Origin of the sequence: Gluconacetobacter diazotrophicus PA1 5 (genome assembly GCF_000067045.1) — a bacterium.
GTDB classification, from domain to species: Bacteria; Pseudomonadota; Alphaproteobacteria; order Acetobacterales; family Acetobacteraceae; genus Gluconacetobacter; species Gluconacetobacter diazotrophicus.
This window is the reverse complement of the sequence record NC_010125.1, coordinates 99953-123540: the sequence shown is the minus strand read 5'-3', so window position 1 is coordinate 123540 and position 23588 is coordinate 99953. Positions and strand designations below refer to the sequence as shown.

Here is a 23588-nt window from a genome sequence, read left to right as displayed (position 1 = left end):
TGAGGCACCCTGCTGACAATCCGCTTCGGGGGAGCCAAACGGCAGCTTCTGTCAGGAAAAGACGTTCGCGGTGGCTAATCGGGCGACCGGGTCTGGTCGGTAGGCGTCGCGAACACAAGCGCAGGGAATGACTGCTTTCGGTTGTTGATTCCCGATAGCCGACATTCCGCTCTCCCCCCTGACCTGCCTGTCTGTTCTACATTGTGGGAGCAGACAGGCGGCTTCCGCTTCAATTCGGATATGCGTTCTACGCAGAAGCTTTCCGTATAGCGGACACGATTTCGATTTATGTATATATGAATTGAACCTATTGAGGGTGATCTACAGCCTCTAACTATGCCCGTCTCTTACCGATAGCATTTCTTACTGATAAGATGGAGTTATCAACTATCCAACGCGGGCTAATAAAATCTGTCCATATACGGCACATCATATGCTCTCCGATTGTAAATCTTGCAGTTGGATCTTCAATAACCAAATCTGGAAAATGCATGTGGCACTCGATTTTATATTCGCTGGCTTCAACATTTAGTGTGACATGCTCAGAAGCTAGTTTTTCTTCAAATTTTTCCAAGTAAAGAATAGTAAAAATATGAATCTCACCTCGGACGAAGGCTTCAAAAGACGCTGGATCTGAAAATGTCAAAGGGTATGGATAATAGCAGCCCCATAGCATATTGGTTTTTATTTCGTTCACAGAAGTAATGAGAGATTTCGATAATAAATTTTTCTCTCCAAAAAGCTTCGCATAATCTACATTATCTTCTGATATTATAACTACCCTTAGACACTCATCAACCTCAAAACTCACGGAGCCTCGTTTGATTGCCTCTTTAACGGCATCTTGCAGCTCTCTATTATACAATTTGGGAGAAGTAGAACATTCCACCCTAATAGTAGAGCCAGAAACACCACGAAAGTTCTCTGCATGATCCGATTTCAAAAAATCAGATAGCGTTTGCAGTTTAAGCTTTTGTCGTTTACTACGACGATCTTTCGTCTTGGATGATTTGACCTCGATAGGAACGGGGTCACTATCCCCCAGCAGGCAAATATCGCCGTAACGGAGAACATTTGTAATATCGCATAGAACTGCAGGAATGTTATGCGAGATTGCGTTTTCCAGGGCCATCATTTCGTTTTTATGACCATCTTTTCCTAAGATGAAGCCACCACTTTGTTTTATATTATAGGTATTCGTATCGAAGTAGGTTTGCTTCAAAGAAAATCTGTCTACGTAGAGAAATGCTAAGCAATCCCCGAGGCACAAAAAATTATATCGCACATATTGCCAGTCTTTCGGATTCTTTCCATAAATTTTCGCATCACGGATTTCATTTTCTGCTTCCTCAATAGAAGATATTATTCGTCTTTGAATTTTTAGGAGACGCGAAAAATTTTCTAAATCTTTGGAGAAATCATGAATCTCACGATGAAGCGCAAATAACTCCGGGTATAGGCGGTTCTCGCTAGGGGGGGAGAGGTTGTCAGACGCTGGAACAGGAGACGATGACATTGAATAACCTCGAGTTGAATCTCTGAATATCTTACCTGGATTTCTTCAGTCGCGTAAATATATGCACTTGGATAAAGGAAGAGAAAATTTGTAAATTCTGCTGCCTGTCCCCAGAAGCCAGCTTGGCTAGGCAAGGACAATATCAACTCTCTTTGCTTCCCACGCGGACAACTGCCGCGCATCTAATGCTCCATGCCACGTGGCCTCGTCATCAACGTAGACGCAACCAATGGCAGTCCTTTCATTCTCACGATCTAAAAGCAGACTTTCTGCTTCCCCCCCTTCCCGGTCATAGACCCAAACCCCGTTTCCGCGCGAACGACCAGTCAATCCCCCCATCGCCGCGCATGATTCCCGACACCTCCCGCCCGCGCTGTTTTTCCAGCGACGGCGACCACGGCACCAGTTCGAAGCCCTGCCCGTCGTCGATCATGGCGAACCGGCCCGACGCCAGGTTGAAACGCTGACGATAAGTGCCGGCAACGGGATCGCCCTCGTCACTCCGCCGGAAGGGGCTTCCCGACTTCCCGGCGAGGTTCCGGCCCAGCGCGCCCAATTCCCGCTGCCGCAGGGTGCCGATCAGGTTCCGCACATAACGGATGCTCCCGCCGTCGCGGCTGGCCAGCCCCTGCTCCACCAGATGATCCGTGCGTTTTTCCATCGCCTCTTTGACATCGGCACCGAACCCTGTGGACGAGAGAGCAAGAGGCTCCCGCGCGATGGCCTGCCGGTCGAGCCAGGTTGAGCCCTCCGCCGTCACCTGCCGCTCCAGCGTGACGTCCGAGCGCACGGCCAGCGCGACACGGTCACGTCCCTGCTTGTCGCTGAAACGCCGCAGTTCGACGATCGAACCGACCGGCCCATCGCCAGCGGCCTCGAGGTTCGGCAGGCGGACATGGTGCGTGCGTCCGTCAATCCCGTCGATCACCGCATAGGCCGTGCCACGCAGCTCATCGTCGAGACCACGATCGACCAGCCGGCCGATGACGGGATCGGTGGTATCCTCGGCGGCCATTACCCAGGAGGACGCGGCACGATCGATCTTCTGTTCCGCAAGGCCCCGGTGGATCCGTTTGATGATATCTTTGCGCTCGCTGATCTCCCGTAGGGTTGCCTCCGCACTCTCGTCCATGCGCCAGCGATCCGGCCCGACCTGGTGCGCCAGCCCCATAGTCTCCAGACGGCGCAACCGGCCCAGCTTCACGGTGGCGAAGGCGTCCGGCGTTTCGCCCGGTGTGCGTTCGAGAGCGATGACGCCATCCTGCCCCGCATCCCTCCGAAGCTGGCGGTCCAATTGAGTCCAGCGGTCGGCGTTCACCTGCCGCTCGACCGCCTGGTGGATGTCGTGATCCGTGCGTGGTCCGAGTTCCAGCGTCACCAGATCCTGTGCACGGGCGCGCATGCCCTCGCGGATGTAATCGCGTGCGATCACCAGATCGGACCCATCCTCCGCCACGCCCCGGACGATGACATGCAGATGGGGATGCGCTGTATTCCAGTGATCAACAGCAACCCAGTCGAGTTTCGTGCCGAGATCAGATTCCATCTGCCCCATCAGATCTCGCGCAAAGGCCCGCAGGTCCGACATCTCCGGCGCATCCTCCGGTGAGACGATGAAGCGGAAATGGTGGCGGTCGCCATCGCATCGTTCCGCGAAGTCCGAGGCGCGAATGTCGTCACTGTCTTTCCCAAACAGACGGGCATCGTTACCATCCCGCGTTATACCAACTCCTGTTTGTTAAAACCCATGTGCCCATTGTCGTAGCCCGAGGGACATGATGCGCCAGGGCTGGTCGACGAGCTGGTTCCAGGCGTGGCAGCAGATATCGACGATGTCGTCGTAGGTGCGGAAGATCCGGTTCGACAGCCAGGTATTGCGCATGAACTGCCAGACGTTTTCCACCGGATTGAGTTCGGGCGAGCGTGGCGGGAGCGGCAGGATGGTGATGTTGGCGGGGATATCGAGTTTCGGGCTGGTATGCCACGCTGCCTGATCGACGATGAGGATAGCGTGAGCGCCCGGCGCTACGGCCTGCGAGATCTCGTCGAGATGCCGGTTCATGGCGTGGAGGTTGCACCAGGGCAGGACGAGGGCCGCTCCCTTGCCTAGCACTACAGTTGCGTTTTTCTGAGAGTTCTGAATCTATGGGTAACCATGATTCTGAACGAGATGAATAGCGCAGCTTCGGTCGAGGATGTTCTGGCTCTGACGCTGGAGGCGCTGCGGGACGCCAAGGAGCGAATGCGCCCGGTATTCGGCCAGGAGCGGGTGGCGGCATCGGCAGGCCGGTTTCTGGAAACACTACTGGGCAACGAGCCGCGCAAGACCGGCTGGATGCGGGCTGAAGCTGCGGGCGATCCGGGGCCATGGCGACAGCAGGCCCTGCTTGGACGCGGGCATTGGGACGCCGATGCATTGCGGGACGTCGTGCGCGATCATGTTGTCGAGCATCTGGGGGATGCCGACGCGGTACTGGTGGTCGACGAGACTGGTTTCCTCAAGAAGGGCTCTGCATCATGCGGAGTGGGACGGCAATATACCGGGTCTGCCGGCAAGATCACGAATTGCCAGATTGGCGTGTTCCAGCCTATGTCTCTGACAAGGGGCATGCTTTTCTCGACCGGGCTTTGTATGTGCCGAAAGCCTGGACTGACAAAGCCAGAGCACGGCCTTCGCCCGCAGCATCGCCTCCATGAGATCGCGGGTCAGCGCGTCCTGCGCCACGTGCCTCGCGAACGTGCGGTGTCGAAGCGCGCCCGCGAGACCGTGCCCAGGCGGATACCGAACGCCTTGAGCGAATGGCGGATCGTATTCTCGAGATCCATGAATTTGCGCTTGAGCGTGCTGCGCTGGGTCAGGATCAGACGCAGCCGATAGCTTGCTTCGCTCTTGATATGGGCCGTCCGGAACCAGCCGGTGCGCACGATATGCGCGATCCCCAGCGCGTCCGCCTTGTCGGTCTTGTTGCGCTGCGCCGACATCGCCGCCCGCACGTGTTTCGTCTCCAGGCAGACCGCCGGCAGGCCCAGCGCCAGCATCTCCGGATGCAGCCAGGGCGACAGGGAACCTGCCTCGTGACCCATACGGCGCAGGCGCGGCAGGAACGGCTTCACGGCATCCCTGAGCGCAGCCGGGTCCGTGGCCACCGTCGTTTCCAGATGCACGGTGCCCTGCTCGTCCACCACACAGACCGCCGTTTCGTCGATCGACACATCGAGACCGCAAAAGAATTCCATCGCACGCCTCCCGCGCTGCTGTTTCACCGCGGCAACTCTACCTTCTTTCCGGCCCGGGAGACCGCCAATCGACGACGACCGCTCAGGCCCGATTACGGCTGGCAGTCCTTCCCTCCGTTGCCAGCCTCCCCCCGGCACCCCATCCCCAATCCACCCATAGCCCGCCAGCGCCCGATGGACCGGAACGGGGATCATCGGCGCGCCTCCCCATGCCCTGACGCGATGAACAGCCCGGCCGATTGCGGTGCGAGCGCCGTCCAGTCGGTCATTCGGGAACCAGATGAATGTGCCGGATCGTGTGCGCTATCGACAGGCCCGGACGCATCGCCCGTGCGCAGGAATGAGGCCGGAAAGAGGGAAGAATCCTGCCATGATGGTGCAGCCAGAGCGCCGACCGCGATGTCATCGGCAAGCGGAAGAGCCAGCCGCGCGCTGACCGACGCGACGTAGTTCCGCGTCTCGGCAGGCAGCGGCCGGCCGGTCGCGAGATGCTCGTCATAGCGCGCGGGACCGGCATTGTAAGCGGCGAGAAACCCGGCCTCGCCGTAGCGATCCCGCATCCAGCGCAGATAGGTCGCACCCGCCAGGATGTTGTCGTGCGGGTCGAACGGATCGTCGCCAAGGCCGAGCGACGTGCGCAGGCTGGCCCATGTTCCGGGCATCACCTGCATGAGCCCCATCGCACCCGCCGATGACACGGCCCGCGCATCGCCTCGGCTCTCCGCGTGCAGGACGGCAGCGATCCATGCGGCCGGAATCTGCGCGCGCGTGGCTGCTTCCGCGATCATGTCGGTGTAGGGATCGGCGACCGCGACATGCCCGGATATCGTCATGGAAACGACGACCGGAAGCGCGACACCGAACAGCCGTGGCCCCATTTTACCGCCGATCATCGCGCTTCACCGGACGGTTCCAGACCAGATGGAAGGCACGTCCCTGACGGTCGGACTGGAACAGGTTGGCCCGGATCGGCTGCGCCAGTATGGGGTCGTCGAGAACCAGCGAGAGATAGGTGCCCGCCTTCTCGCCGGTGCGTTTCCAGGCCGCGCCGACCTCCGGTCCGGCATCGGCGTCACCAAGATGGACGCGATAGTCGGGCGCATGCTCGGCGTCCGACGATGTCGCCAGCACGATCGTCAGTTCGACGTCGAGGGCGAGCGTGCGCAGGCGCCCGGCGAAGCCGTCAGACGTGCGCGTGAAAGTTCCAATCTGGGCCATGTCAGCCTCGTTTCTGCTTGGGGGTGGGAGACATCGATGACGGCACGAGCCACAGCGGCTGTGCACGGCCGAGCACTGCATCGACCGGCAGGACGCCGAAATAGCGGCCGTCGAGACTGGTCGGGACCGCCGGGTTCATGACGAAAATCTGCCCGGGCAGGACGTGCCGGCATCCCTGCCAGACCGGCAGCGGACGGCCGCGATGATCGCGGGCCAACGCATCGCCAAGCACCGTGCCATCGACCGAAACGACGGTGCCGATCCGGCAGACCAATTGCCCCGGCAGTGCCGCAACCGGCTTGAGCAGTGGCACACCGAGCGGCAGATAGCCGCCGTGCGCCAGCATCGTGGCAATGTCGGAGGGTGGCCGGATCGCGATCAGGTCGCCGACATGCAATGAGCGGGCCGATTGCAGGCGATACAGCCCGACCGGCGTGCTGGCGGTGGCATTCCAGATCAGGCGGGGCGCCGGATGGATCGCCAATGACGTGCCGGCACCGAGGACTGCGAAATACGTGGTGAAGAACCAGCCGAAGCGCGTCATGATACCGCCCTCCGGCGCAACCAGGCATCATGGCGGTCGCGCGTGTAGGGGCGTGGTGCCTGCCCGGCGAGCATCCGATTGTGCAGATGCCGCCAATGCTCGGGGGCCACGTCGACTGGGTCGATACCGGTCGCCTCGATGCGATCGATCACTTCGAGCACCAGCCGGACCTTCGGCCAGCCGCTCTGGCGCAGCAGGCTTTCACCACCAGGGCGCACGAACGGCACCGTCTGATACGGCTCGCCGGGACGGGTAACGCGCACGATGTCGATGCAGGACACCACCGTGCCGTAATCGTTCGCCGCCCAGCGCAGGAAGGCGAACACGGCGTCCGGAGGAAAGCTCAGTATCCGTCGGCGACGATCAAGAATCTGCTCATGGGCGACTGGACCAAAGCGGATCCAGTGCTCGATGCGCTTCTCGATCCAGGTCAGTTCGACATGAGCGAGGGTGTCGTTCATGGCACATCTCCAGAGGTATCGGGGAACTCGCGGGCCAGCAGCACGCGCAGCATGTCGGCGACCGTGATGCCGCGCTGGAACGCCGCGACCTTGAGGCGGGCGCGGAGCGCCGGCGTAACGTCGATGGTCAGCCGGGCGGTAAAACGGTTGGGGGTCGCAGGCTTCTCCGGCGCCCTGACCCAGCGCTCAGGATCGGCGGGACGCGCGGCGAAACCGGGCGGCGTGCGACGTTCCGTCATGGCGAAATTCCTTCACCGAGCGGCAGCACGGACGCGATACGGTCACGCGCCTTCTGCGCCATGACAGGATCGATCTCGCAGCCGACATAGCGCCGGCCAGCCAATCGGCAGGCGACACCGGCCGCACCCGATCCGGCGAACCAGTCACCCACCAGACCGCCCGGCGGGCAGCTCGTACGGATCAGGATCTCCAGCAGGGCCACCGGCTTCTCGGTGGGATGGATGGCGCGGCCATGCGCATTGCGGACCGGAATCACGGAACGCATCAGGCGCGGGCCGCCATCCTCGCTGACGTAATGGCCGGCATCGATCTGCCCCATATGCGGCGGCCGGTGTTTCCGCCGGACCGTGCGCGCCCGAGCGTCGGGCGTGGTCGGGACCGAGTTGTAAACGGCACGCCAGGGCGTATCGTCGCGATAGAACTGGACGAGCAATTCATGCACGCGGCGGAAACGGTCGGCATGGAAGCTGGAACCGTTCTGCTTCTCCCAGACCAGTTCCTGGGCATATTTCCAGCCCGCATTCCGGAATGCGGCGCTGGATGCAAGAAAGCTCCGCAGTGAACCGAACACCCAGAGCGAGCCACTCGGTTTCAGGGCGGCGAGCGCCTTGCCCGGCCAGTCCGGCACGCATCGGTCCCATGCGAGCGACGTATCGCCATAGGGGGGATCGACCAGGATCATGTCGTAGGGGCCGTGCCAGGGCATCAGGAGCGCGCTGTCGCCGGTCAGGAGGGTCATGGCACCAGTCCCCCGATCTCGGCCGTCAGGGCGGCGATTTCGCGGGCTGCGATCCCGTGCGGGCGCAGGTCGCAGACCAGGCGGCCGGTGCGCGCGGCGTCGGCGAAAGCAATCCGCTGGCCGATCCGCGCCGCTAGAGCGGCAGGCTCATGCCCCACCAGCGCGAGCCGCGTTTCGCGGGCAATGACCGTGCGTGCGGCGCAGCGGTTGAGCACGAAGCGGGCCAACAGGCCGGGACGGAAGAGTCGCGCCTCTTCCAGCAGCCGCAGCATTTCTGCTGAGGCCCAGCCGTCGAACGGGGAGGGTTGCGCCGGGATCAGCACGAGGTCGGCCGCCAGCAGGGCGGAGCGCAGCAGCGCCGCCACCCGAGGCGGGCCGTCGATGACGACGTGATCCACCCCCTGAGCCAATTCCGGCGCCTCGTGGTGCAGTGTGTCGCGCGCCAGCCCGATCACGCCGAACAGCCGTGGCAGTCCCTCCCGCGCCCGCTGCGCCGACCAATCCAGCGCCGAGCCCTGCGGGTCGGCGTCGATGACCGTCACGCGCCGGCCTTCCCGAGCCCATTGGCCCGCGAGATGCAGCGCCAGCGTCGTCTTGCCGACGCCGCCCTTCTGGTTGAGGAAGGCCACGATCACCGCCCCTCTCCGGGGGTTTTCCACAGATCATGTGGGGTGCCAACATCCTTAAAGTTAGATTCTTTTAAGTTAGATTCTAAGTTAAGGGCGTCATAACCCTCTGATTCAATGTCGCGATTCGGCGATTTCTGTTCACATAAGCACGGTTTCGCTGTTCCCGAAGTCACGGCTTTCGCCGGTTCGGGCGTTCCCGATAGCACGGACGGACTCACAGTTTGTCCACATGAGGATGTGGATAACCTGTCGCGAGAAAAGGTCAGGATTTCACACCCGTCAGCGGTCCGCTCGACCGCCAAGCGATAGCCGGGCAATGGCTGCCGCCGGACGATGCCGCGGAGTTCGAACGCGAAGCGACGGTATGGCGACAGGCTGGCCGATTTGAGATGCAGGACATGGAAATCGAATTTCCAGCCTGAGCGCTGGCGGCCGCCATGCTTGCGGACCAGCCGATAGAGCCAGCGCTCCATTCCGCCGGTCAGTCGGAAATAGGCCGGGTCGATGGTCAGCACCAACGCGTCATCGAGCACGGCCTGGTAAAACCAGTCCGGCAGGATCAGCTCGACCACGCGGGCGCGGCCCTCCTGCGTGGTATGCCGCTTCCATTCGTTGATCCAGGAAAACCGGTGCAATTGTCCCGCACCGGCGTGGCGCAGCGAGGTCTTGATCGTGGTGGATTGCAGCCGGTCGAAAGCCGCTTCCAGCCGTTGGTAATCCCGCGCGCTGTCGCCCCGGCCGATGAAGGCCAGGATTTCATGCGGCGTCGCCACCATCAGACGCGAGGTGCAACGACCCGCGTCCCGTGCTTCCACGATCTGGCTCGCCGCCCAGATCAGCACGTCGGCATCCCAGATCGTGGCCATGCCATGTTCGCCGGTCGCTTCCACGCGGATGGTGACGTCCGGGGTCCGGAAATCGATCGGCACGGTCCGCACTGTCTTGGACAGGCTGAAGAACGGAAATGCCATCAGATCCTGCGCGTCGCGCGGGGCGAGTGTGCCGGGGATGGCGCGGAACACCGCGAGCTTCGCGCGCTCGGACTGGTTCCGATCGGGCGTACGCATCAGCGTCTGTTCCCGCGTGAGGTCGCCGGTGTCGGCGGGATCAGCGGACTTTGCCGCGCGGCGGCCGACACGGTGCCGGCGGTGGTATCCGAGGTATGGGCGCGTGCCCCGCTCTCGACCCAAGCCTGCAACTCGTCGACCCGATAGACCACCCGGCCGCCGAGCTTCGAATAGCGCGGACCAGTGCCGTAAATCCGGTGTTTTTCCAGTGTGCGAATGGACAGTCCGACGAAGCGCGAGGCGTCGGGCGTGCGCAGATAGCGCGGCGGCAGATCGCTGTAATTGGCGGACATGAGAAGGCTCCGTGATCGCTGTCTGGGGCCGCGGGACAGATGCGGCCAGCGGGGATCAGCGTGGCGGAGAGGGGTATTTTGGAACTAGGACCGATCTCACCGGGGGACGAGATCGGTCCTGGACAAGCGGATAGAATGGCCGTGACGGCTCCCGCCGTCGGTCTCTGAATCAATGAAAATTTCTTGATTTTACGGAGAGTGTCTCGACTGAATGATCCACAGCAGCTCCATGGCCTCGGTCGAAATCGCGGTTGCCGACATCGGCGAGCAGCGCGGAGAGATCGGTGATCTCCAGCGCCACCAAATGCACGACTTCGCCCTCCTTCTGGAGCCGCCCCTTGATGCCGAGCATCTGCCCCGCAAGGATGACACGGCGATATTTTTCGAAAATATCCTTCCAGATAATGACATTGAGGACGCCGCTTTCATCCTCCAGGGTCAGGAACACGACGCCTTCGGCGGAGCCGGGGCGCTGGCGCACCAGGACCAGCCCCGCGGCATCCAGCCGCTTGCCATCGCGTGCCTCATGGGCTTCACGGCAGGAAAAAAATTTCCGCTGGCGCAGATCGTCGCGGAGAAAGGCGACGGGATGATCGCGCAGTGTCAGGCCGATCCGGTTATAATCGCGCGTGACCTCAGCCCCGGCGCGCATCGGCTGGAGCAGCACGTCCGGCTCCTCGGCCTCGCGCGCGACGGCCGCCGCCGCGAACAGCGGCAAAGGCTCGTCCCGCAGCGCCTTGATCGCCCACAGCGCCTCGCGCCGGGCGAGGCCGAGCGCCGGCCGGAAAGCATCGGCTTCCGCGAGATGGGTGAGTGCCGCGACCGGTACGCCGGCGCGGCGCCAGAGATCGTCCACCGATGCGAAGGGCCGCGCTCCGCGCGCAGCAACGATGCGGGCGGCGTCAGCATTGGCGAGGCCTTTGACCAGGCTCATGCCGAGCCGGACGGCGAACCGGCCGCACGCCGTTTCCGGCCCTTCGAGCGTGCTATCCCAGCGGGAGGCGTTGACGCAGATCGGCCGGATCCCGACGCCATGCTCGCGCGCGTCGCGCACCAGTTGCGCGGGCGCGTAGAAGCCCATCGGCTGGGAATTGAGCAAAGCCGCCAGAAACACGTCGGGATGATGGCATTTCAGCCAGGAGGAAGAATAGGCGAGGATCGCGAAACTCGCCGCATGGCTCTCGGGGAATCCATAGGATCCGAACCCTTCGAGCTGCTGGTAGATCCGCTCGGCGAATTCTTCTGTATAGCCGTTCGCCTTCATGCCCTCGACCAGCTTGGTCTGGAACCTGCCGATGGTACCGGTGTTCTTGAAGGTGGCCATCGCGCGGCGCAATTGATCGGCCTCGCTGGCGGTGAAATCAGCGCACACCATGGCCACCTGCATCGCCTGTTCCTGGAACAGCGGGATGCCCAATGTCTTTTTCAGAACCTTTTCCAGTTCGGGGGTGGGATACTCTTCCGGCTCGATGCCCTCACGCCGGCGCAGATAGGGATGGACCATATCACCCTGAATCGGACCGGGGCGGACGATGGCGACCTCGATCACCAGGTCATAGAACACGCGCGGTTTCAGCCGTGGCAGCATCGACATCTGCGCCCGGCTTTCGATCTGGAAGACGCCGATCGTGTCCGCCCGGCGGATCATGGCGTAGGTCAGCGGGTCCTCGGCCGGGATGGTGGCGAGCGCGAAGCGCTGCCCCTTATGCTCGGCCAGCAGATCCAGCCCCTTCTTCATGCAGGTGAGCATGCCCAGCGCCAGGATATCGACCTTCATGAATTTGAGGACGTCGATATCGTCCTTGTCCCATTCGATGATCTGACGATCATCCATCGCGGCGGGCTCGATCGGCACCAACTCGTCGAGCCGGTCATGGGTCAGCACGAAGCCCCCCGGATGCTGCGACAGATGCCGCGGCACGCCGATCAGGCAGCACGCCAGATCCAGCGTCAGCCGGATGCGCCGATCGGACAGGTCGATACCGGTATCCCTGAACTGCTCCGGATCGGCATTTTTCGACCAGCCCCAGATCTGACCGGACAAGGTGCCGATCAGATCCTCGGGTAGGCCCATCACTTTGCCCACATCCCTCAACGCGCCCTTGGCCCGGTATCGGATCACCACTGCGGTCAGGGCGGCGCGCTCACGGCCATAATGCCCATAGACCCACTGGATCACCTGCTCGCGCCGCGCATGCTCGAAATCGACATCGATATCCGGGGGCTCACCCCGTTCCTCCGATACGAACCGTTCGAATAGCAGCGAATTGCGCGCCGGATCGATGGCGGTGATGCCCAGCACGTAGCAGACCGCGCTATTGGCCGCCGAGCCACGGCCCTGACAGAGAATGTCCTGACTGCGGGCATAGCGGACAATGCTGTTCACGGTGAGAAAATACGGCGCGTAATTCATACGCCCGATCAGGGCGAGTTCGTGATTCAGGCTGGCCGTTACCTCGTCGGGAATCCCTTCGGGATAGAATCTCCGCGCCCCCTCCCAGGTCAGCACTTCGAGGGCCTGCTGCGGCGTCTGGCCCGGCACCGAAACTTCATCGGGATATTGATAGGCGAGATCGTCGAGGCTGAAGCGACAGCGCTCCATGATCGCGATCGTGCGGTCGACCGCCTCGGGATAGCGGCCGAACAGGCGCGCCATTTCCTGGGGTGGCTTGAGATAGCGATCGGCGTGGCGCTCACGCGCGAAACCCGCCTCATCGATGGTGGTGTTGTGCCGGATGCAGGTCACGACATCCTGCAGGATGCGCCGGTCATGGGTGTGGAACAGCACATCGTTGGTCACAACGGTGGGCACGCGTGCCCGATGGGCAAGATTCGCCAACGCGTAGAGCCGCATCTGGTCGTTGGGCCGACGCAGCAGGGTCAGCGCCATATAGGCGCGGTCATGGAACGCGTCCTTCAGCTTGCGCAGATGCAAGGCGCAGGCCTCGTCCGCGACGTCGGGGACCAGGATGGCGAGCAACCCGTCGCCCCAGGCCACCAGGTCTTCCCAGAGCAGATGGCATCTGGCCTTGCCGGCACGGCTCTTGCCCAGGCTGAGCAGCCGGCACAGGCGGCCGTAGGCCGCGCGGTCGGTCGGATAGACCAGCACCGGCGGGAAATCGGCGAGGTCGAGGCGACAGCCGACGACCAGCCGGACGCCGGTGGCCCTCGCCGCGACATGGGCCTGCACCATGCCGGCCAGGGAATTGCGGTCGGCGATGCCCAATGCCGCGATACCGAGCGCCCTCGCCTGCTCGAACAGTTCGAGCGGCGACGACGCCCCGCGCAGGAACGAGAAATAGCTCGTCACCTGCAATTCGGCATAGCGGCTCATCCGAAGATCCCATGCAGAAACCAGCCTTGCGAGCCGGTTTCCCCGTGCTCGCCGTCACCCGAGCGATAGACCCAGAACCGCTCGCCGGATGCGTCCTCCAGACGGAAATAATCGCGCACCGTGGTCAGTTCGGCATCGCCCTGCCACCATTCGCCGAACACCCGTTCCGGCCCATCAGCGCATTTCACCTTCCGCCGCACTCCACGCCAGATGAAGAACAGCGGCGGCTGATCCGGCAGTTCCGCCATGGCCTGCACCGGCTCCGGCCGCGCCAGCAGGCGTGTCGGACGTGGCCAGTGCTCCGGCCAATCCTTCTGGTCGTCCGGCGCCAGCGCCGGCACTCGACAGAAGGACCGCTCCGGCACATCGCTCTCCACCGGAGCGAAGCGATACAGGGAACGATGGCCCACGCGATTGGCCAGGGTATCGATCAGATCCGAAACATCCGGTTCTTCCTCCGCGATCAGCGAGGAGATTTTCTGGCGCGGCGCGATCGGCTCGGCCAGTGTGGCGGTCAGGACCATACGCTCGATGCCAAAACCCGGATCGATGGTTTCGATCTTCTCGCACAGCAGCCTGACCAGGCGCTTGGCGTCGCGCACCGGCGTCGCGGTGGCGATGCGGATCGCCTCGGTGCGGCTGTCGACGCGGTGCAGCACCAGGTCGAGACGCCGGGCTCCCTGCCCGCGTTCTTCCAGTCCCTGACAGAGCGGCGGGACCAGCCTGCCGATATAGCGGGCAATCGTCTCGGCGGCCCCGATCGGTTCGGCAAAATTCCGGCTGACCATGACCGGGTCAACCGGCCGGACCGGCAGGATGGCCTCACTGATGCGACCATAGGCCTGGTCCAGCCGGCGGGCGACGTCCGGCCCGAAGCGGAGCGCAAGCGGCGCGCGCGGCATCGCGGCGAGCGGAGCGATGGTCGCGACGCCCAGCGCCCGCAGGTCCTCGATCATATTGTCCGGCAGGCGCAGGGCCTCGATCGGCAGGTCCGCGATCGCGGCGGCCGTCTCCCCGGCCGGCACCACCAGAGTGCGCGCGCGGCCATAGCGCGCCAGCGCATGGGCTGCGCCCAGCGTGTCGGCGACCACAGCCTTGGCTGTGATGCCGGCGTCTCGCAGCCGCCGCACCATTTCCGCCAGCATGGCCGGCTCGCCGCCATGCAGATGATCGGCGCCGGTCGTATCCAGCACCAGACCGTCAGGCACGTCCACCGCCACCAGGGGGGCGATCCGCTGCTGGAACCACAACGCCAGTTTCTCCAGCCCGGTCCGGTCGCCCTCCTGGTCGGCATCCATGGTGATCAGATCAGGGTAAAGCGCCTGCGCCTTGGCGACCGGCGTGCCGGGACGCACGCCCGCCTTGCGGGCGGCGAGATCGACCGAAAGCACGACGCGGCGTCGTCCCTCGCGCCCGACCAGCGCCAGCGGCGCCTCAGGCGCGGGTGCGTCGGCGCCCAGCCTTTTCCTGATCCGGTCCGTCGGCCACAGCGGCAGGAAGAGAGAGACGACCCTTGCCATCGCAAGCCTCCACTTCGAAATCGGCGGATTCTCCCGCCCGCGCCCGGATCAGTTCCAGCAGCCAGCGCGCCCGTCCGACGCCGGGCACCGGCAGGGATTCAGACGGCAGGACCGAAATCCGCCAGCGCGTGACACTGGCGGTCGGCTGGCCGAAATCAGCCGCCTCGGTCTGCCGGCGCCAGCGGCGGACGGCGATCCCCAGCGCGCCGGACGTCTCGGCCGCCAGTTGCAGCCGGCGGGAGGCGGTCATCGACAGACGCGCGACCTCGGCCACGACGGCACCCAGACCGCCATGCCGCAGTCCCTCCTCGAAACAGGCCAGGACATCCTGGTCCGCCCCGGCCTCGACATAGATCACCCGGCTTCCACCCAGTCCGACCTGTTTCAGGGCGGGGGCGAACAGATCCTGGCGGGTGACAATCCACAGCACCTTGCCCTTGGTGCGCGCGGCGATGCCGGCGGCGAACTGCCCGGCGGCCGCGCTGTTGAGGGCGTCGTTCCCGCCGCCTGCCACCTCGTGCAAGGCGCCGAGCGCCAGGCCGCCACCCGGCAGGCGGCGATCGATGTCACGGATGCCAAAGGGCAGCACGGCCCGTCGGCGGGTGGCCGATCCTTCGAGACGGCGGATCTGGTCCCGCAGCGCCTCCAGCGGGGGACGGGATAGGGGCGTGGACATGGTCGATCGGTTTCCGGGATGGGTTCCCAACCGGCGGTCGGGGTCTTTTGTTCCCTATTTGTTCCTTACTCTATCCAAGAGTCAACGCCGCATCGCACGTGCAGGGGTCGCCCCAGGCGGAAAAGCCGGAATCGACATCGTGGCAGCGACACCGTGATTCCATTGCAGGACAGGGGGTTACGTCCGCAGCGCTGAGAGCGCCCCCCTCTCGACGGCTTGAACGCGGCGCAAGGCCAGGCCGTCATGCACGGCGCCAGAGCCGGGATCCGCCGTCCGCCCGAGTCCCCGACCACCAGGGGCAGGTCAGGATGGCGCAACTTCGCGAAAAATAATGTGTTCCTTGCCTTCGCTCCATGCGTTCCTCCCATTGCCGCATGTATGGAGATACCGATGCCCGACGATCTTCCCGCGGTTCGGACGCAAACCCTGGCCCGTATCATCGGGCCCTATCTCGTGGTGCTCGCTGTCGCGTTGTTCGCCCGCCTGGGCACATTGCCCATGCTGCTGCCGGTCTTCATGCAGAACGGCCCACTGGTGCTGGCCACCGGCGCGTTCACCCTGATGGCGGGCCTCGCCATCGTCGCACTCCATCTTCGGTGGGAGAGCCCGAGTGCGATTGCAATTTCTCTGATCGGCATTGTCATCACGCTCAAGGGCGCGGCGCTCATGGTTGTGCCGAGCCTCGGCGCCGCCATGACGGCCGCGATCGTGGAAACGCCCCCGCTGTTGCTGATCGCCGCCGCTATCGTACTGCTGTTAGGCCTTTGGCTGAGCTTCGTCGGCTGGACTTCGCGGGCATAGCCATCGCGTGCGAGACGAGGGAAGAGAAAGCGATCCGTGTGCAATCTGTTTTCGATGACCACCAACCAGCAGGCGATCCGCGACCTCGCAAAGGTCATGGTCGACCGCACCGGCAATCTCCCGCCGTTACCTGGCATCTATCCCAACATGATGGCGCCGATCGTTCGCAATTCGGTGGACGGGCGCGAACTGATGATGGCGCGCTGGGGGATGCCGACGCCGCCCCGCTATCTCGCCGGCAAGACGGTCGATCGGGGCGTGACCAACATCCGCAATCCGCAGTCGCCGCATTGGCGGCCGTGGCTCGATGTCGCGCATCGCTGCGTCGTGCCCTTTACCAGCTTCGCCGAGCCCGAACCGCAGCCGGACGGTTCCCGGCCGCCGGCCTGGTTCGCGTTCGGTGAGACGCGTCCGCTCGCTTTCTTTGCCGGCATCTGGTGCCGGTGGACGTCCGTGCGCAAGGCGAAGGACGGAGAGACGACGGACGACCTGTTCGGCTTTCTTACGACAAAGCCGAACCACGAAGTCGGAGCCATTCATCCCGAGGCCATGCCGGTGGTCCTGGCCACCGGGGAGGAGATCGACCGCTGGATGACGGCGCCGATCGACGATGCGCTGCTCTTGCAGAACCCGTTGCCTGACGGCACGCTGACCATTGTTGCCAGGGCGACCCCGGAAGACCCATCACGGCAATAGCCCCCTCTCGCTATCGTCCCCGGAACGGATGGAGCAGCAGGCGCCGGTATCCTCCTTCTGTCAGCACGCGCGCGAAACGCACCAGCCGTTTCATGCGGAAATGCAGATCGTGCGAGAGCCAGTCCCGTGAGGAAACCTTCTGACCGAAAAGGACGAACGCGATCTCATGCTGCGTCGCCCCGGCGTCCAACCCATCGAGCGTACGGAGCGCCAGGATCAGCCGAGTGACCCGATCTGGCGACAAGGTCGCGGGATCGGGTCCGGAGCGCCGGCCCATCAACGCGCGCCAGAGCCGCAACGCGGCCTGGACGCGCACCTCGAACAGGGCGTCGAGCGGCAGGACGACAGAGAGGGCTTCGATCTCCGACGTCACCAGATGCAGGCGCAGAACGACGCCGGGGCGCTCAAGCAGGAGTTCACCAACCTGGCCCGCCGGCAATCCGATAAAAACGGAGGTGAACGGCGGGTGATCCGGGTCAGCGAGACCGGTCGGTGCTTCCATCAGCGCGATCACGCCCGGCAGCACCGCAGCACTCCACAACGCAGTACGCGGGTTCAGCGCAGTGCGGACACTTTCGAAATCGCAACCCCCAGCGCCGGGCGAACGCCTCGGCATCTGGCTGCATCAAGGCACCCCGGCGCAGGGCGCGCTGAAGGGTGGCACGCTCACGGATAAAGTCCCGATTGCGACTGACAAACTGCAAGGCAAAGGCAGGGGCGTCGAGCGACCGCAGGCCCTCGTACGCGCCCGCCGACCGCCAGGTGGCGCGGCTCATGGCGTCGTCTCCGATGCGTAACGGGTGGGAACTGGGCAAGCACTTGCTCGCGAGAGTATGCCAGACCATCCCGCTGCCCGCTACGCCCCGGCAATGCAACAGGTCTTGCGGATTACGCAACGATTCAGGGTATCAGTGGGGGGCGCCGCCACGCAGCAGATGCTGGTAGCCATGCTTGGTCATCCAGTGCGCCCGAGCCAGATGGCTGTGCCAGCAGCGGTGGACACCATCGGGATCGGCCGCCGGGTCGCGGTGGAGCACGATCCGGGCGACCTCGCGCCAGTCCGCACCGTCGGCCTCGGCGTCCAGCAGACGCAGATAGGTGATGAGGTGCTGTTCGTCGTAGCCGGTGAGACAGGACGCTTCCGGGGCGCTGTCGGCGACGGGCGGGTCGAGCGGGGGCTTCTGCATGGTGGGGCCAATCAGGTCGGAGAACGAACGCGACGCACCCTAGCCTGCCGCGCTTCATTACCGGAAGTCTCGTGAAGAAACATGACGCCGCGTCCTTGTCCGGACTCGATGAACAGGATGGCCGCCGCCTCCAGCGCACGGCGGACCTGGTCGGTCGTGCCCTCATGGACGCCGAGACCGCGTTCGGATTCAAGGCGCTTCAGCGCGGTCAGTGCTACGAGGGCTTTTTCAGCGAGCATCTCCTGTGTCCAGTTCAGAAGTGCCCGTGCCGCCCTAACCTGTCGGCCAGTGATCATCCATGATCACATCCGACACGCGGAGCATGCACACCAGAAATACGACTATAATAGTCGCGTTAGAGAGATTCAACATCGTTCTTTCAGGATGATGGCCAAGTGGAACCGGCGTCTGGATGTCCGAAGGTACGGGCGACCATACGAAAAGCCCCCCGTTCTATGCGGGGGGTGTCTCATCGTAGCGGTCCGCCGCGAATTGCGCGCATGCCTGCTTCAGTTCGCGCTCGATCTGTGCCCGCTCGCGGCGGCTGAGTGCGTAGCTGGTGAGTTCGGCGCGCAGCATCTGGATCTGGTCGTGTAGCGTGGTCATCGTCCTGCTCCTTTCGTTTCTCGAAGACAGGCCGTTGCCTCATGCACGCGTGAACCGGGTCAGGGATCGCCGCCGGCGACCGCGCCAGCGGCGCGCGGGGGAGCCGATTTTGTCTGGTGTGCCCGCAGGGGCGCCGGGCAAAATTGGGGGGACCGCGCGTCCTTGAGGCGGTTCACGCCGGGCATGGTACAATGGGAAGACTGAGGGAAGCCCTATTCCCGTTTCTTGCCCGCACACCGGCGGATCGGGCACGGCGCAACCGTTGCGGGCCCGCCCGCCAGTTCCCGATCGGTCATGCGAAGGCCCCGCCCGGACCGGCCGGGCGGGGGATCGCTGGCACTTCAGTCGCCGTTGCGGCGACCGTTGGGGCGGGACCAGATCAGGCTGTAGGTCTCGCCGTCCTCGTCGTTGAAGAGATTGGCGAAGATCGGGGCGTTGAAGCTCGGATCATCCAGCTTGAGGCCCAGATAGCTGCGTCCCTCGTTGGACTGCTTGGACCAGGCCGCCCCGATCTCGGCCCTGTTGACGAACACCCTGTGGCTGGGGGCGTTCTCGCTCTGGCGTCCGGTGTCGGGAACGATACGGACATTGCGGACCTGAACCGAGAGGGTGACGATTTCGCCGACATATTCGTTGCCGGTCTTCCTGAAGGTGCCGATGGTGGCCATGATACTGCTCCGTGATCTCTGTTATCGAGCCCGCACCATTGCGGCCTCGATGGCGATCGGACAGACGGAGGCGAGCGGCGGTGCATCCCGCAGGGACCGAAGCGCAGCGGAGGACGGCGGGACGGAATTTTCTTGGTGCGCGCGGAATGACGGCGCAGCCGGCAGGGGAAGAAAATTATGGCCCGCTGTTGCGCCATAGCCGATCGAGGCGAAGCCGCCCTCCGGCTAGATCAGCCATTTTCAGAGGCCGTATGCGTGCGCGACCCGACAGAGCGCACATCACGGAGGACATGATGCCCCCTCGGCGTGCAGGATCCGGCAGAGAAGAAGCCAGGCATCGTCACCAGGCCGTTCCGGCCGTGACCATGACCCGTTCTCGTGGGCGGGTGCCCCGCGGGCACACCGCGTCGGCCACTGTTTCTGTCAACGCGCGCAGAACAGGAAGACGGTCCGGAGCCGACAGCCCCGCGAGAGGGACCATCAGGGGCGGATGCACGTTGCGCCAGGCTTTATCGCCACACCCCGCCTTTCTCATGACGACAGGATGCGCGTCTCCACGAAATGCCTGATCCAGGCCTGCCCACCGGCTACCGTGCAGGCCGTCAGACCCGCGCGATGCTTCCGCCGGTCGGTTCGGGCGGGGGCATGCCGGTAAAGCGGACGACCGCGGTGATGCCGACCGCGATGGCGCCAATGACCGAAAAGAAGGACTGCCAGATGGCGGAGGGCATCATCATCTGGGCGAGGCCATGGGTGGCGCTATAGCCGGCAATGACGGCGGGCACCGTATAGAGCAGGACGATCAGTCCTCTCAGCCAGATCCACGGCGCGCAGGCAAGTGCGATCTGGCCGAGCGTGAAAGTCGCAATACCCGCCATGACGCCGACGATCAGGGCGCCGATCACTCCGGCGCCGGTATGGAACGCCCAGAGCCCGGCATACAGCCCACCGGCAAACGGCAAGGCGAAGACCGCGAGCGTGAAGATGAGCCAGCAGAAAAATCCGATGCCGGTGACGATCAGGAACGGTGCGAAGATTACCATGGTGGCGGCTCCCGTAGAGATGACATGATCTGACGGTCGCGCCTGCCACCACCACCACGGCGCGACCCTCATCATAGCGAAAATGGTCTGTCGACGGAACGAGAATCATACTGGCGTCCGGCACGCGGAGGTGCATCGTTATCGTCTCTCAGGGAGAAGACGTCATGGCGGAAATCACGGGGCGCGAACTGCATCTGGCTAAAAAGGCGCTCGCCATTGCAGTGCTGGCGATCGAGCGGCAACCACGGCCGTTTCAGTCCTATTCGGACATGCAGGACATGAAGGGCCTGCTCGATCTTCTGGTGCCCGGCGATATCGAACTGGCCTTTTATGCCCGTTCCGCGCGGATCGCGGTCACGGGCGATCCGGACTGAAAACGGCGCTTACGCGCCGCCGCCGAACCGCAGGACCGGGATACCGAGGCGCTTCGCCTTATCGGCCAGGTTCTCCTGGATGCCCGTGCCGGGAAAGACGATGACGCCGATCGGCATGGTGTCGAGCAGCGCATCGTTGCGGCGGAAAGGCGCTGCCTTGGCATGCTTCGTCCAGTCCGGCTTGAAGGCGATCTGCACGATCTCGCGGTGATCGGCCCAGCGAGAGGCGATGAATTCGGCGCCTTTGGGCGAGCCACCGTGCAGCAGCACCATGTCGGGATGCTTGGCGCGCACCTTGTCCAGCCGGTCCCAGATCAGGATATGGTCGTCGAAGTCGAGACCGCCAGTGACGACGACCTTGGGGCCGGGCGGGACCAGCAATTCGCCCTCGGCGCGACGTCGGGCATTGAGGAAGTCACGGCTATCGATCATGGAAGCCGTCATGGTCCGGCGTGAGAGCAGCGAGCCGGTCTTCGGTCGCCATGCGCTCAGGGTCAGACGTTCGAACTGCTCCTGCGCCTCGTCGCGGAAGATCTCGTAGGCGTTGCGGCGCTCGATCAGGGTCAGCCCTTCGGCGATCAGCCGCTCCAGTTCCACCGAGCGGATCTCGCTGCCATCCTGTTCCTGCTGGCTGCGTTTCTGCGCCGCCTCGTTGCGGTCAAGCTCACGCTCGACCTGGCCGACCATGCGATGGAAGACATTGACGGTGGACCAGAGCAGCGCTTCAAGGTCGGGTTCCAGCCGGGTGTCGGTCAGGGTCGCGGCGATGGCGTCGAAGATGTCGGCGACCGCACCCCCGATGCGCGGAGCTTCAGGCAGCGGCCTCGGGTCCGGCTCGTCCTCGAAGGGACGGTAGCCATACATCTGGAGTTCAGCCAGCACATGGGCGGTGGAGGAAGCGGCGTGCGGCGGTTCGAAATCGTCGGTGCGGGTCATGTTTTTGCCCTCCCAGGTCTCCGGCCGCGCCCTTCGCGGCCTTTCCGGGGGCGGATAGCGGCAGACCAGGGACGGGCCGGAACCGCGCGCTCGCGCGCGGCCGCAGCGCAGCGGAGGATGGCAGGGGGTCGGCTATTTTGCTTCGCGATGTAAAGCGCCCCCCAAGGGGCGCGACGGAAAATAGCCGGCCCCGCCATTGAAGGCCCGGCCCGGCTGACGCCCGCTCCCCTCCAGAAAGGCCGAGGCGCGGACCTGCCGGACGGGAGGCCGAACAGACCCACCGAAAGAAGAAGGAAACCGCCCGCCCCTCTTTCCGGCCCGCTCAGGTGCCGGCGGCCTCCAGAAAGCGGGCTACGTCCGCTGGCGCGAGTTGGGGATGCAGGATCGCCCGCAGCGCCCCGCGTCCGAGGGCACGGAGATCATCGTTGAAATCGCCCAGCCGGGGCGACAGGCCGATCAGCTCGATCCCGGCATCATCCGCGCGGGCCTGCAGCGTCGCCAGCGCCTGGTCCCCGGCCGGGTCGTCATCGCGCAGGACGTAGAGCCGGCGTAGCAGCGGCGGAAAGATCATGGCGGCGAGATGTGCCGAGGACAGGCAGGCGGCCAGCGGCAGATCGGGCAGAATTTGGCGCAGCGACAACACCGTCTCGATCCCCTCGCCGGCGGCCAGCACGTCGGCTGCCACCCCGAAGCGCACGGCGTGACCGAGCAGCCCACCCAACGCGCGGCGTGGGTGATCGACCGGCGCCTTGCCACGCCCGTCCGCCGCCAGCCAGGTGCGATGCACGCCGGTCAGAGTGCCATCGAGGTCGGTGACGGCGGCGATCATCGCGGGCCAGGTCTCGGTCGGACTGTCCTCGTCCGGGCGGTAAAAGCAGTGCGGATGGAAGCGCAGCGCTCCGGCTCCGTGCAAAAGCGTCATGTCGCGTCTGCGAAGATACGTTTCTACGGGCGTGCCCGTGATCGGCCCGGACATGGCCCAGAGCCGACGCGCGGCCTCGGAAGAACTGGCGGAGCCACGTTCACGGACCGGACGATCCTGTGACGACGATGCCGGGTCGGGACGTGGCAGGCTGAGGAACGCTCGCGCCTCATCGGCCACGTCGCGGAAATCCACCAGGCCGAGGCTTTCACGGATCACGTCGAGCAGGTCGCCATGCTCGCCCGACTGTGCGTCGGTCCATTTTCCGGCCCTGCCGTTGGCGGTGTCGTGCAGCCGGACAAACAGCGACCGCCCCGGCGTATTCCGCACGTCGCCGACCAGCCAGTAATTGCCGTGACGGCGACCGGCGGACAGATACCGCTGGCACACCGCCTCTGCGTTCTCCGCCAGACGACGGGCGAGATCGCCTGCATCATGCCCGACCATCACCCCTTCCCTCCACTCTCGGGATCGCCGCCATCGAGGGCAATCGCCAGCCAGCGATCGGTGGTCATCCATGAAATCGTCTTGCGCCTGCCAAGGTCAAGCAGATGCGCGCCACCGCTGAAGGCACCGATCCTGGGACGTGAGGCCGTATTGGCCCACTGGAACCCCCATCGACCCCGCAGCCGGAATGTCCGTGTGCAGCGTAGCACGAATTCCACGACCTGCTGCGGATCACCGGTCACGTCATCGCGCATCCAGAGCTTGGTGCCACCATATTCCGGTTCTACGGAAAGCCGGAACCCGTCAGAGGGCGGATCTTCCGCCGCCAGTTCATCCATGAACGCGTTGTAGAGATCGAGCGCCTTTGCGGCATTGTCCACCGTACCCACGTCGAGAACGCAGGAAAAATGCGTGACGAAATCAGCCATCGGACA

26 protein-coding genes and 4 pseudogenes are annotated in these 23588 nt (G+C 64.0%); 4 read left to right on the top strand and 26 right to left on the bottom strand.

What is annotated here, in order from left to right; genetic code table 11:
• Positions 1–334 precede the first annotated feature (334 nt).
• The 3 genes and pseudogenes from GDI_RS19555 to GDI_RS00565 form a co-directional block, all read right to left on the bottom strand.
• Complete coding sequence (locus GDI_RS19555) at positions 335–1516, bottom strand: hypothetical protein (protein ID WP_157870978.1); 1182 nt, start codon at positions 1514–1516, stop codon at positions 335–337.
• A gap of 289 nt (positions 1517–1805) precedes the next feature.
• A pseudogene (locus GDI_RS00570) lies at positions 1806–3303 on the bottom strand (relaxase/mobilization nuclease domain-containing protein); the annotation flags it as partial.
• Positions 3255–3626 (bottom strand): annotated as a pseudogene (locus GDI_RS00565) (transposase); the annotation flags it as partial. The pseudogenes GDI_RS00570 and GDI_RS00565, both read right to left, overlap by 49 nt.
• A 45-nt stretch (positions 3627–3671) precedes the next feature.
• Here GDI_RS00565 and GDI_RS18760 point away from each other — a divergent pair.
• A pseudogene (locus GDI_RS18760) lies at positions 3672–4174 on the top strand (IS701-like element ISGdi12 family transposase); the annotation flags it as partial.
• Here the strand turns inward: GDI_RS18760 and GDI_RS00560 are convergent.
• The 13 genes and pseudogenes from GDI_RS00560 to GDI_RS00500 all read right to left on the bottom strand — a co-directional run.
• Positions 4158–4753: pseudogene (locus GDI_RS00560) on the bottom strand (IS110 family transposase); the annotation flags it as partial. The pseudogenes GDI_RS18760 and GDI_RS00560 sit on opposite strands and share 17 nt — an antisense overlap.
• A 191-nt stretch (positions 4754–4944) precedes the next feature.
• Complete coding sequence (locus tag GDI_RS00555) at positions 4945–5646, bottom strand: lytic transglycosylase domain-containing protein (RefSeq protein ID WP_012222357.1); 702 nt, start codon at positions 5644–5646, stop codon at positions 4945–4947.
• Positions 5633–5971, bottom strand: a complete 339-nt coding sequence (locus GDI_RS00550; RefSeq protein WP_012222356.1) for a DUF736 domain-containing protein — start codon at positions 5969–5971, stop codon at positions 5633–5635. The genes GDI_RS00555 and GDI_RS00550 overlap by 14 nt, the downstream gene beginning before the upstream one ends.
• Before the next feature lies 1 nt (position 5972).
• The gene (locus tag GDI_RS00545; protein ID WP_012222355.1) at positions 5973–6515 is read right to left on the bottom strand and encodes a S26 family signal peptidase; all 543 of its coding nucleotides are present in this window, start codon (positions 6513–6515) and stop codon (positions 5973–5975) included.
• Entirely contained in the window at positions 6512–6976 is a 465-nt protein-coding gene (locus tag GDI_RS00540) for a DUF2840 domain-containing protein (RefSeq protein ID WP_012222354.1), read from the bottom strand. The genes GDI_RS00545 and GDI_RS00540 overlap by 4 nt, the downstream gene beginning before the upstream one ends.
• Positions 6973–7215, bottom strand: coding sequence for a ribbon-helix-helix protein (locus GDI_RS00535; protein WP_041249222.1), 243 nt, complete (start codon positions 7213–7215; stop codon positions 6973–6975). The genes GDI_RS00540 and GDI_RS00535 overlap by 4 nt, the downstream gene beginning before the upstream one ends.
• Positions 7212–7955: a DNA-methyltransferase gene (locus tag GDI_RS00530; RefSeq protein WP_012222353.1), complete on the bottom strand. Its 744-nt coding sequence runs from the start codon at positions 7953–7955 to the stop codon at positions 7212–7214. Before GDI_RS00530 ends, GDI_RS00535 begins: the two co-directional genes overlap by 4 nt.
• Complete coding sequence (parA, locus tag GDI_RS00525) at positions 7952–8590, bottom strand: ParA family partition ATPase (protein ID WP_041249221.1); 639 nt, start codon at positions 8588–8590, stop codon at positions 7952–7954. Before parA ends, GDI_RS00530 begins: the two co-directional genes overlap by 4 nt.
• Positions 8587–9651 carry a replication initiator protein A gene (locus GDI_RS00520; RefSeq protein ID WP_012222351.1) on the bottom strand — a complete coding sequence of 355 codons (1065 nt, stop codon included), beginning with the start codon at positions 9649–9651 and terminating at the stop codon, positions 8587–8589. The genes parA and GDI_RS00520 overlap by 4 nt, the downstream gene beginning before the upstream one ends.
• The gene (locus GDI_RS00515) at positions 9651–9944 is read right to left on the bottom strand and encodes a helix-turn-helix transcriptional regulator (protein WP_012222350.1); all 294 of its coding nucleotides are present in this window, start codon (positions 9942–9944) and stop codon (positions 9651–9653) included. Before GDI_RS00515 ends, GDI_RS00520 begins: the two co-directional genes overlap by 1 nt.
• Positions 9945–10113: 169 nt before the next feature.
• Positions 10114–13278: an error-prone DNA polymerase gene (locus GDI_RS00510; protein ID WP_012222349.1), complete on the bottom strand. Its 3165-nt coding sequence runs from the start codon at positions 13276–13278 to the stop codon at positions 10114–10116.
• Complete coding sequence (locus tag GDI_RS00505) at positions 13275–14798, bottom strand: Y-family DNA polymerase (protein WP_081482841.1); 1524 nt, start codon at positions 14796–14798, stop codon at positions 13275–13277. Before GDI_RS00505 ends, GDI_RS00510 begins: the two co-directional genes overlap by 4 nt.
• Entirely contained in the window at positions 14713–15474 is a 762-nt protein-coding gene (locus GDI_RS00500) for an ImuA family protein (RefSeq protein WP_012222347.1), read from the bottom strand. The genes GDI_RS00505 and GDI_RS00500 overlap by 86 nt, the downstream gene beginning before the upstream one ends.
• Positions 15475–15864: 390 nt before the next feature.
• Here GDI_RS00500 and GDI_RS00495 point away from each other — a divergent pair, with 390 nt between their 5' ends.
• Both GDI_RS00495 and GDI_RS00490 read left to right on the top strand, forming a co-directional pair.
• Positions 15865–16275, top strand: coding sequence for a hypothetical protein (locus tag GDI_RS00495; RefSeq protein WP_012222345.1), 411 nt, complete (start codon positions 15865–15867; stop codon positions 16273–16275).
• 36 nt (positions 16276–16311) lie between these two features.
• Positions 16312–16971, top strand: coding sequence for an SOS response-associated peptidase (locus tag GDI_RS00490; RefSeq protein ID WP_012222344.1), 660 nt, complete (start codon positions 16312–16314; stop codon positions 16969–16971).
• 10 nt (positions 16972–16981) lie between these two features.
• Here GDI_RS00490 and GDI_RS00485 read toward each other — a convergent pair whose 3' ends face one another.
• From GDI_RS00485 to GDI_RS00465, 7 genes are all read right to left on the bottom strand, one after another.
• Complete coding sequence (locus tag GDI_RS00485; protein ID WP_231854174.1) at positions 16982–17497, bottom strand: DUF2285 domain-containing protein; 516 nt, start codon at positions 17495–17497, stop codon at positions 16982–16984.
• Positions 17448–17747, bottom strand: coding sequence for a transcriptional regulator domain-containing protein (locus tag GDI_RS20155; RefSeq protein ID WP_231854173.1), 300 nt, complete (start codon positions 17745–17747; stop codon positions 17448–17450). The genes GDI_RS00485 and GDI_RS20155 overlap by 50 nt, the downstream gene beginning before the upstream one ends.
• Positions 17748–17879: 132 nt before the next feature.
• Complete coding sequence (locus GDI_RS00480) at positions 17880–18158, bottom strand: DNA -binding domain-containing protein (RefSeq protein ID WP_012222341.1); 279 nt, start codon at positions 18156–18158, stop codon at positions 17880–17882.
• 11 nt (positions 18159–18169) lie between these two features.
• Positions 18170–18397 carry an XRE family transcriptional regulator gene (locus tag GDI_RS00475; RefSeq protein WP_456303739.1) on the bottom strand — a complete coding sequence of 76 codons (228 nt, stop codon included), beginning with the start codon at positions 18395–18397 and terminating at the stop codon, positions 18170–18172.
• A gap of 214 nt (positions 18398–18611) precedes the next feature.
• The gene (locus GDI_RS20020) at positions 18612–18764 is read right to left on the bottom strand and encodes a hypothetical protein (RefSeq protein WP_173363360.1); all 153 of its coding nucleotides are present in this window, start codon (positions 18762–18764) and stop codon (positions 18612–18614) included.
• Between the two features lie 341 nt (positions 18765–19105).
• Positions 19106–19432, bottom strand: a complete 327-nt coding sequence (locus GDI_RS00470; protein WP_041249219.1) for a DUF736 domain-containing protein — start codon at positions 19430–19432, stop codon at positions 19106–19108.
• 602 nt (positions 19433–20034) lie between these two features.
• Positions 20035–20475 carry a hypothetical protein gene (locus GDI_RS00465; RefSeq protein WP_041249218.1) on the bottom strand — a complete coding sequence of 147 codons (441 nt, stop codon included), beginning with the start codon at positions 20473–20475 and terminating at the stop codon, positions 20035–20037.
• Between the two features lie 164 nt (positions 20476–20639).
• On the opposite strand from GDI_RS00465, the gene GDI_RS00460 reads away from it, so the two are divergent.
• Positions 20640–20849, top strand: a complete 210-nt coding sequence (locus tag GDI_RS00460; RefSeq protein ID WP_012222335.1) for a hypothetical protein — start codon at positions 20640–20642, stop codon at positions 20847–20849.
• A 9-nt stretch (positions 20850–20858) separates the two neighbouring features.
• On the opposite strand, the gene GDI_RS00455 is transcribed toward GDI_RS00460, so the two are convergent.
• The 3 genes from GDI_RS00455 to GDI_RS00445 form a co-directional block, all read right to left on the bottom strand.
• Positions 20859–21785, bottom strand: coding sequence for a DUF2493 domain-containing protein (locus GDI_RS00455; protein ID WP_012222334.1), 927 nt, complete (start codon positions 21783–21785; stop codon positions 20859–20861).
• 322 nt (positions 21786–22107) lie between these two features.
• Entirely contained in the window at positions 22108–23154 is a 1047-nt protein-coding gene (locus GDI_RS00450; protein ID WP_012222333.1) for a DUF7146 domain-containing protein, read from the bottom strand.
• The gene (locus GDI_RS00445; RefSeq protein WP_012222332.1) at positions 23154–23582 is read right to left on the bottom strand and encodes a hypothetical protein; all 429 of its coding nucleotides are present in this window, start codon (positions 23580–23582) and stop codon (positions 23154–23156) included. Before GDI_RS00445 ends, GDI_RS00450 begins: the two co-directional genes overlap by 1 nt.
• Between the last annotated feature and the right edge of the window lie 6 nt (positions 23583–23588).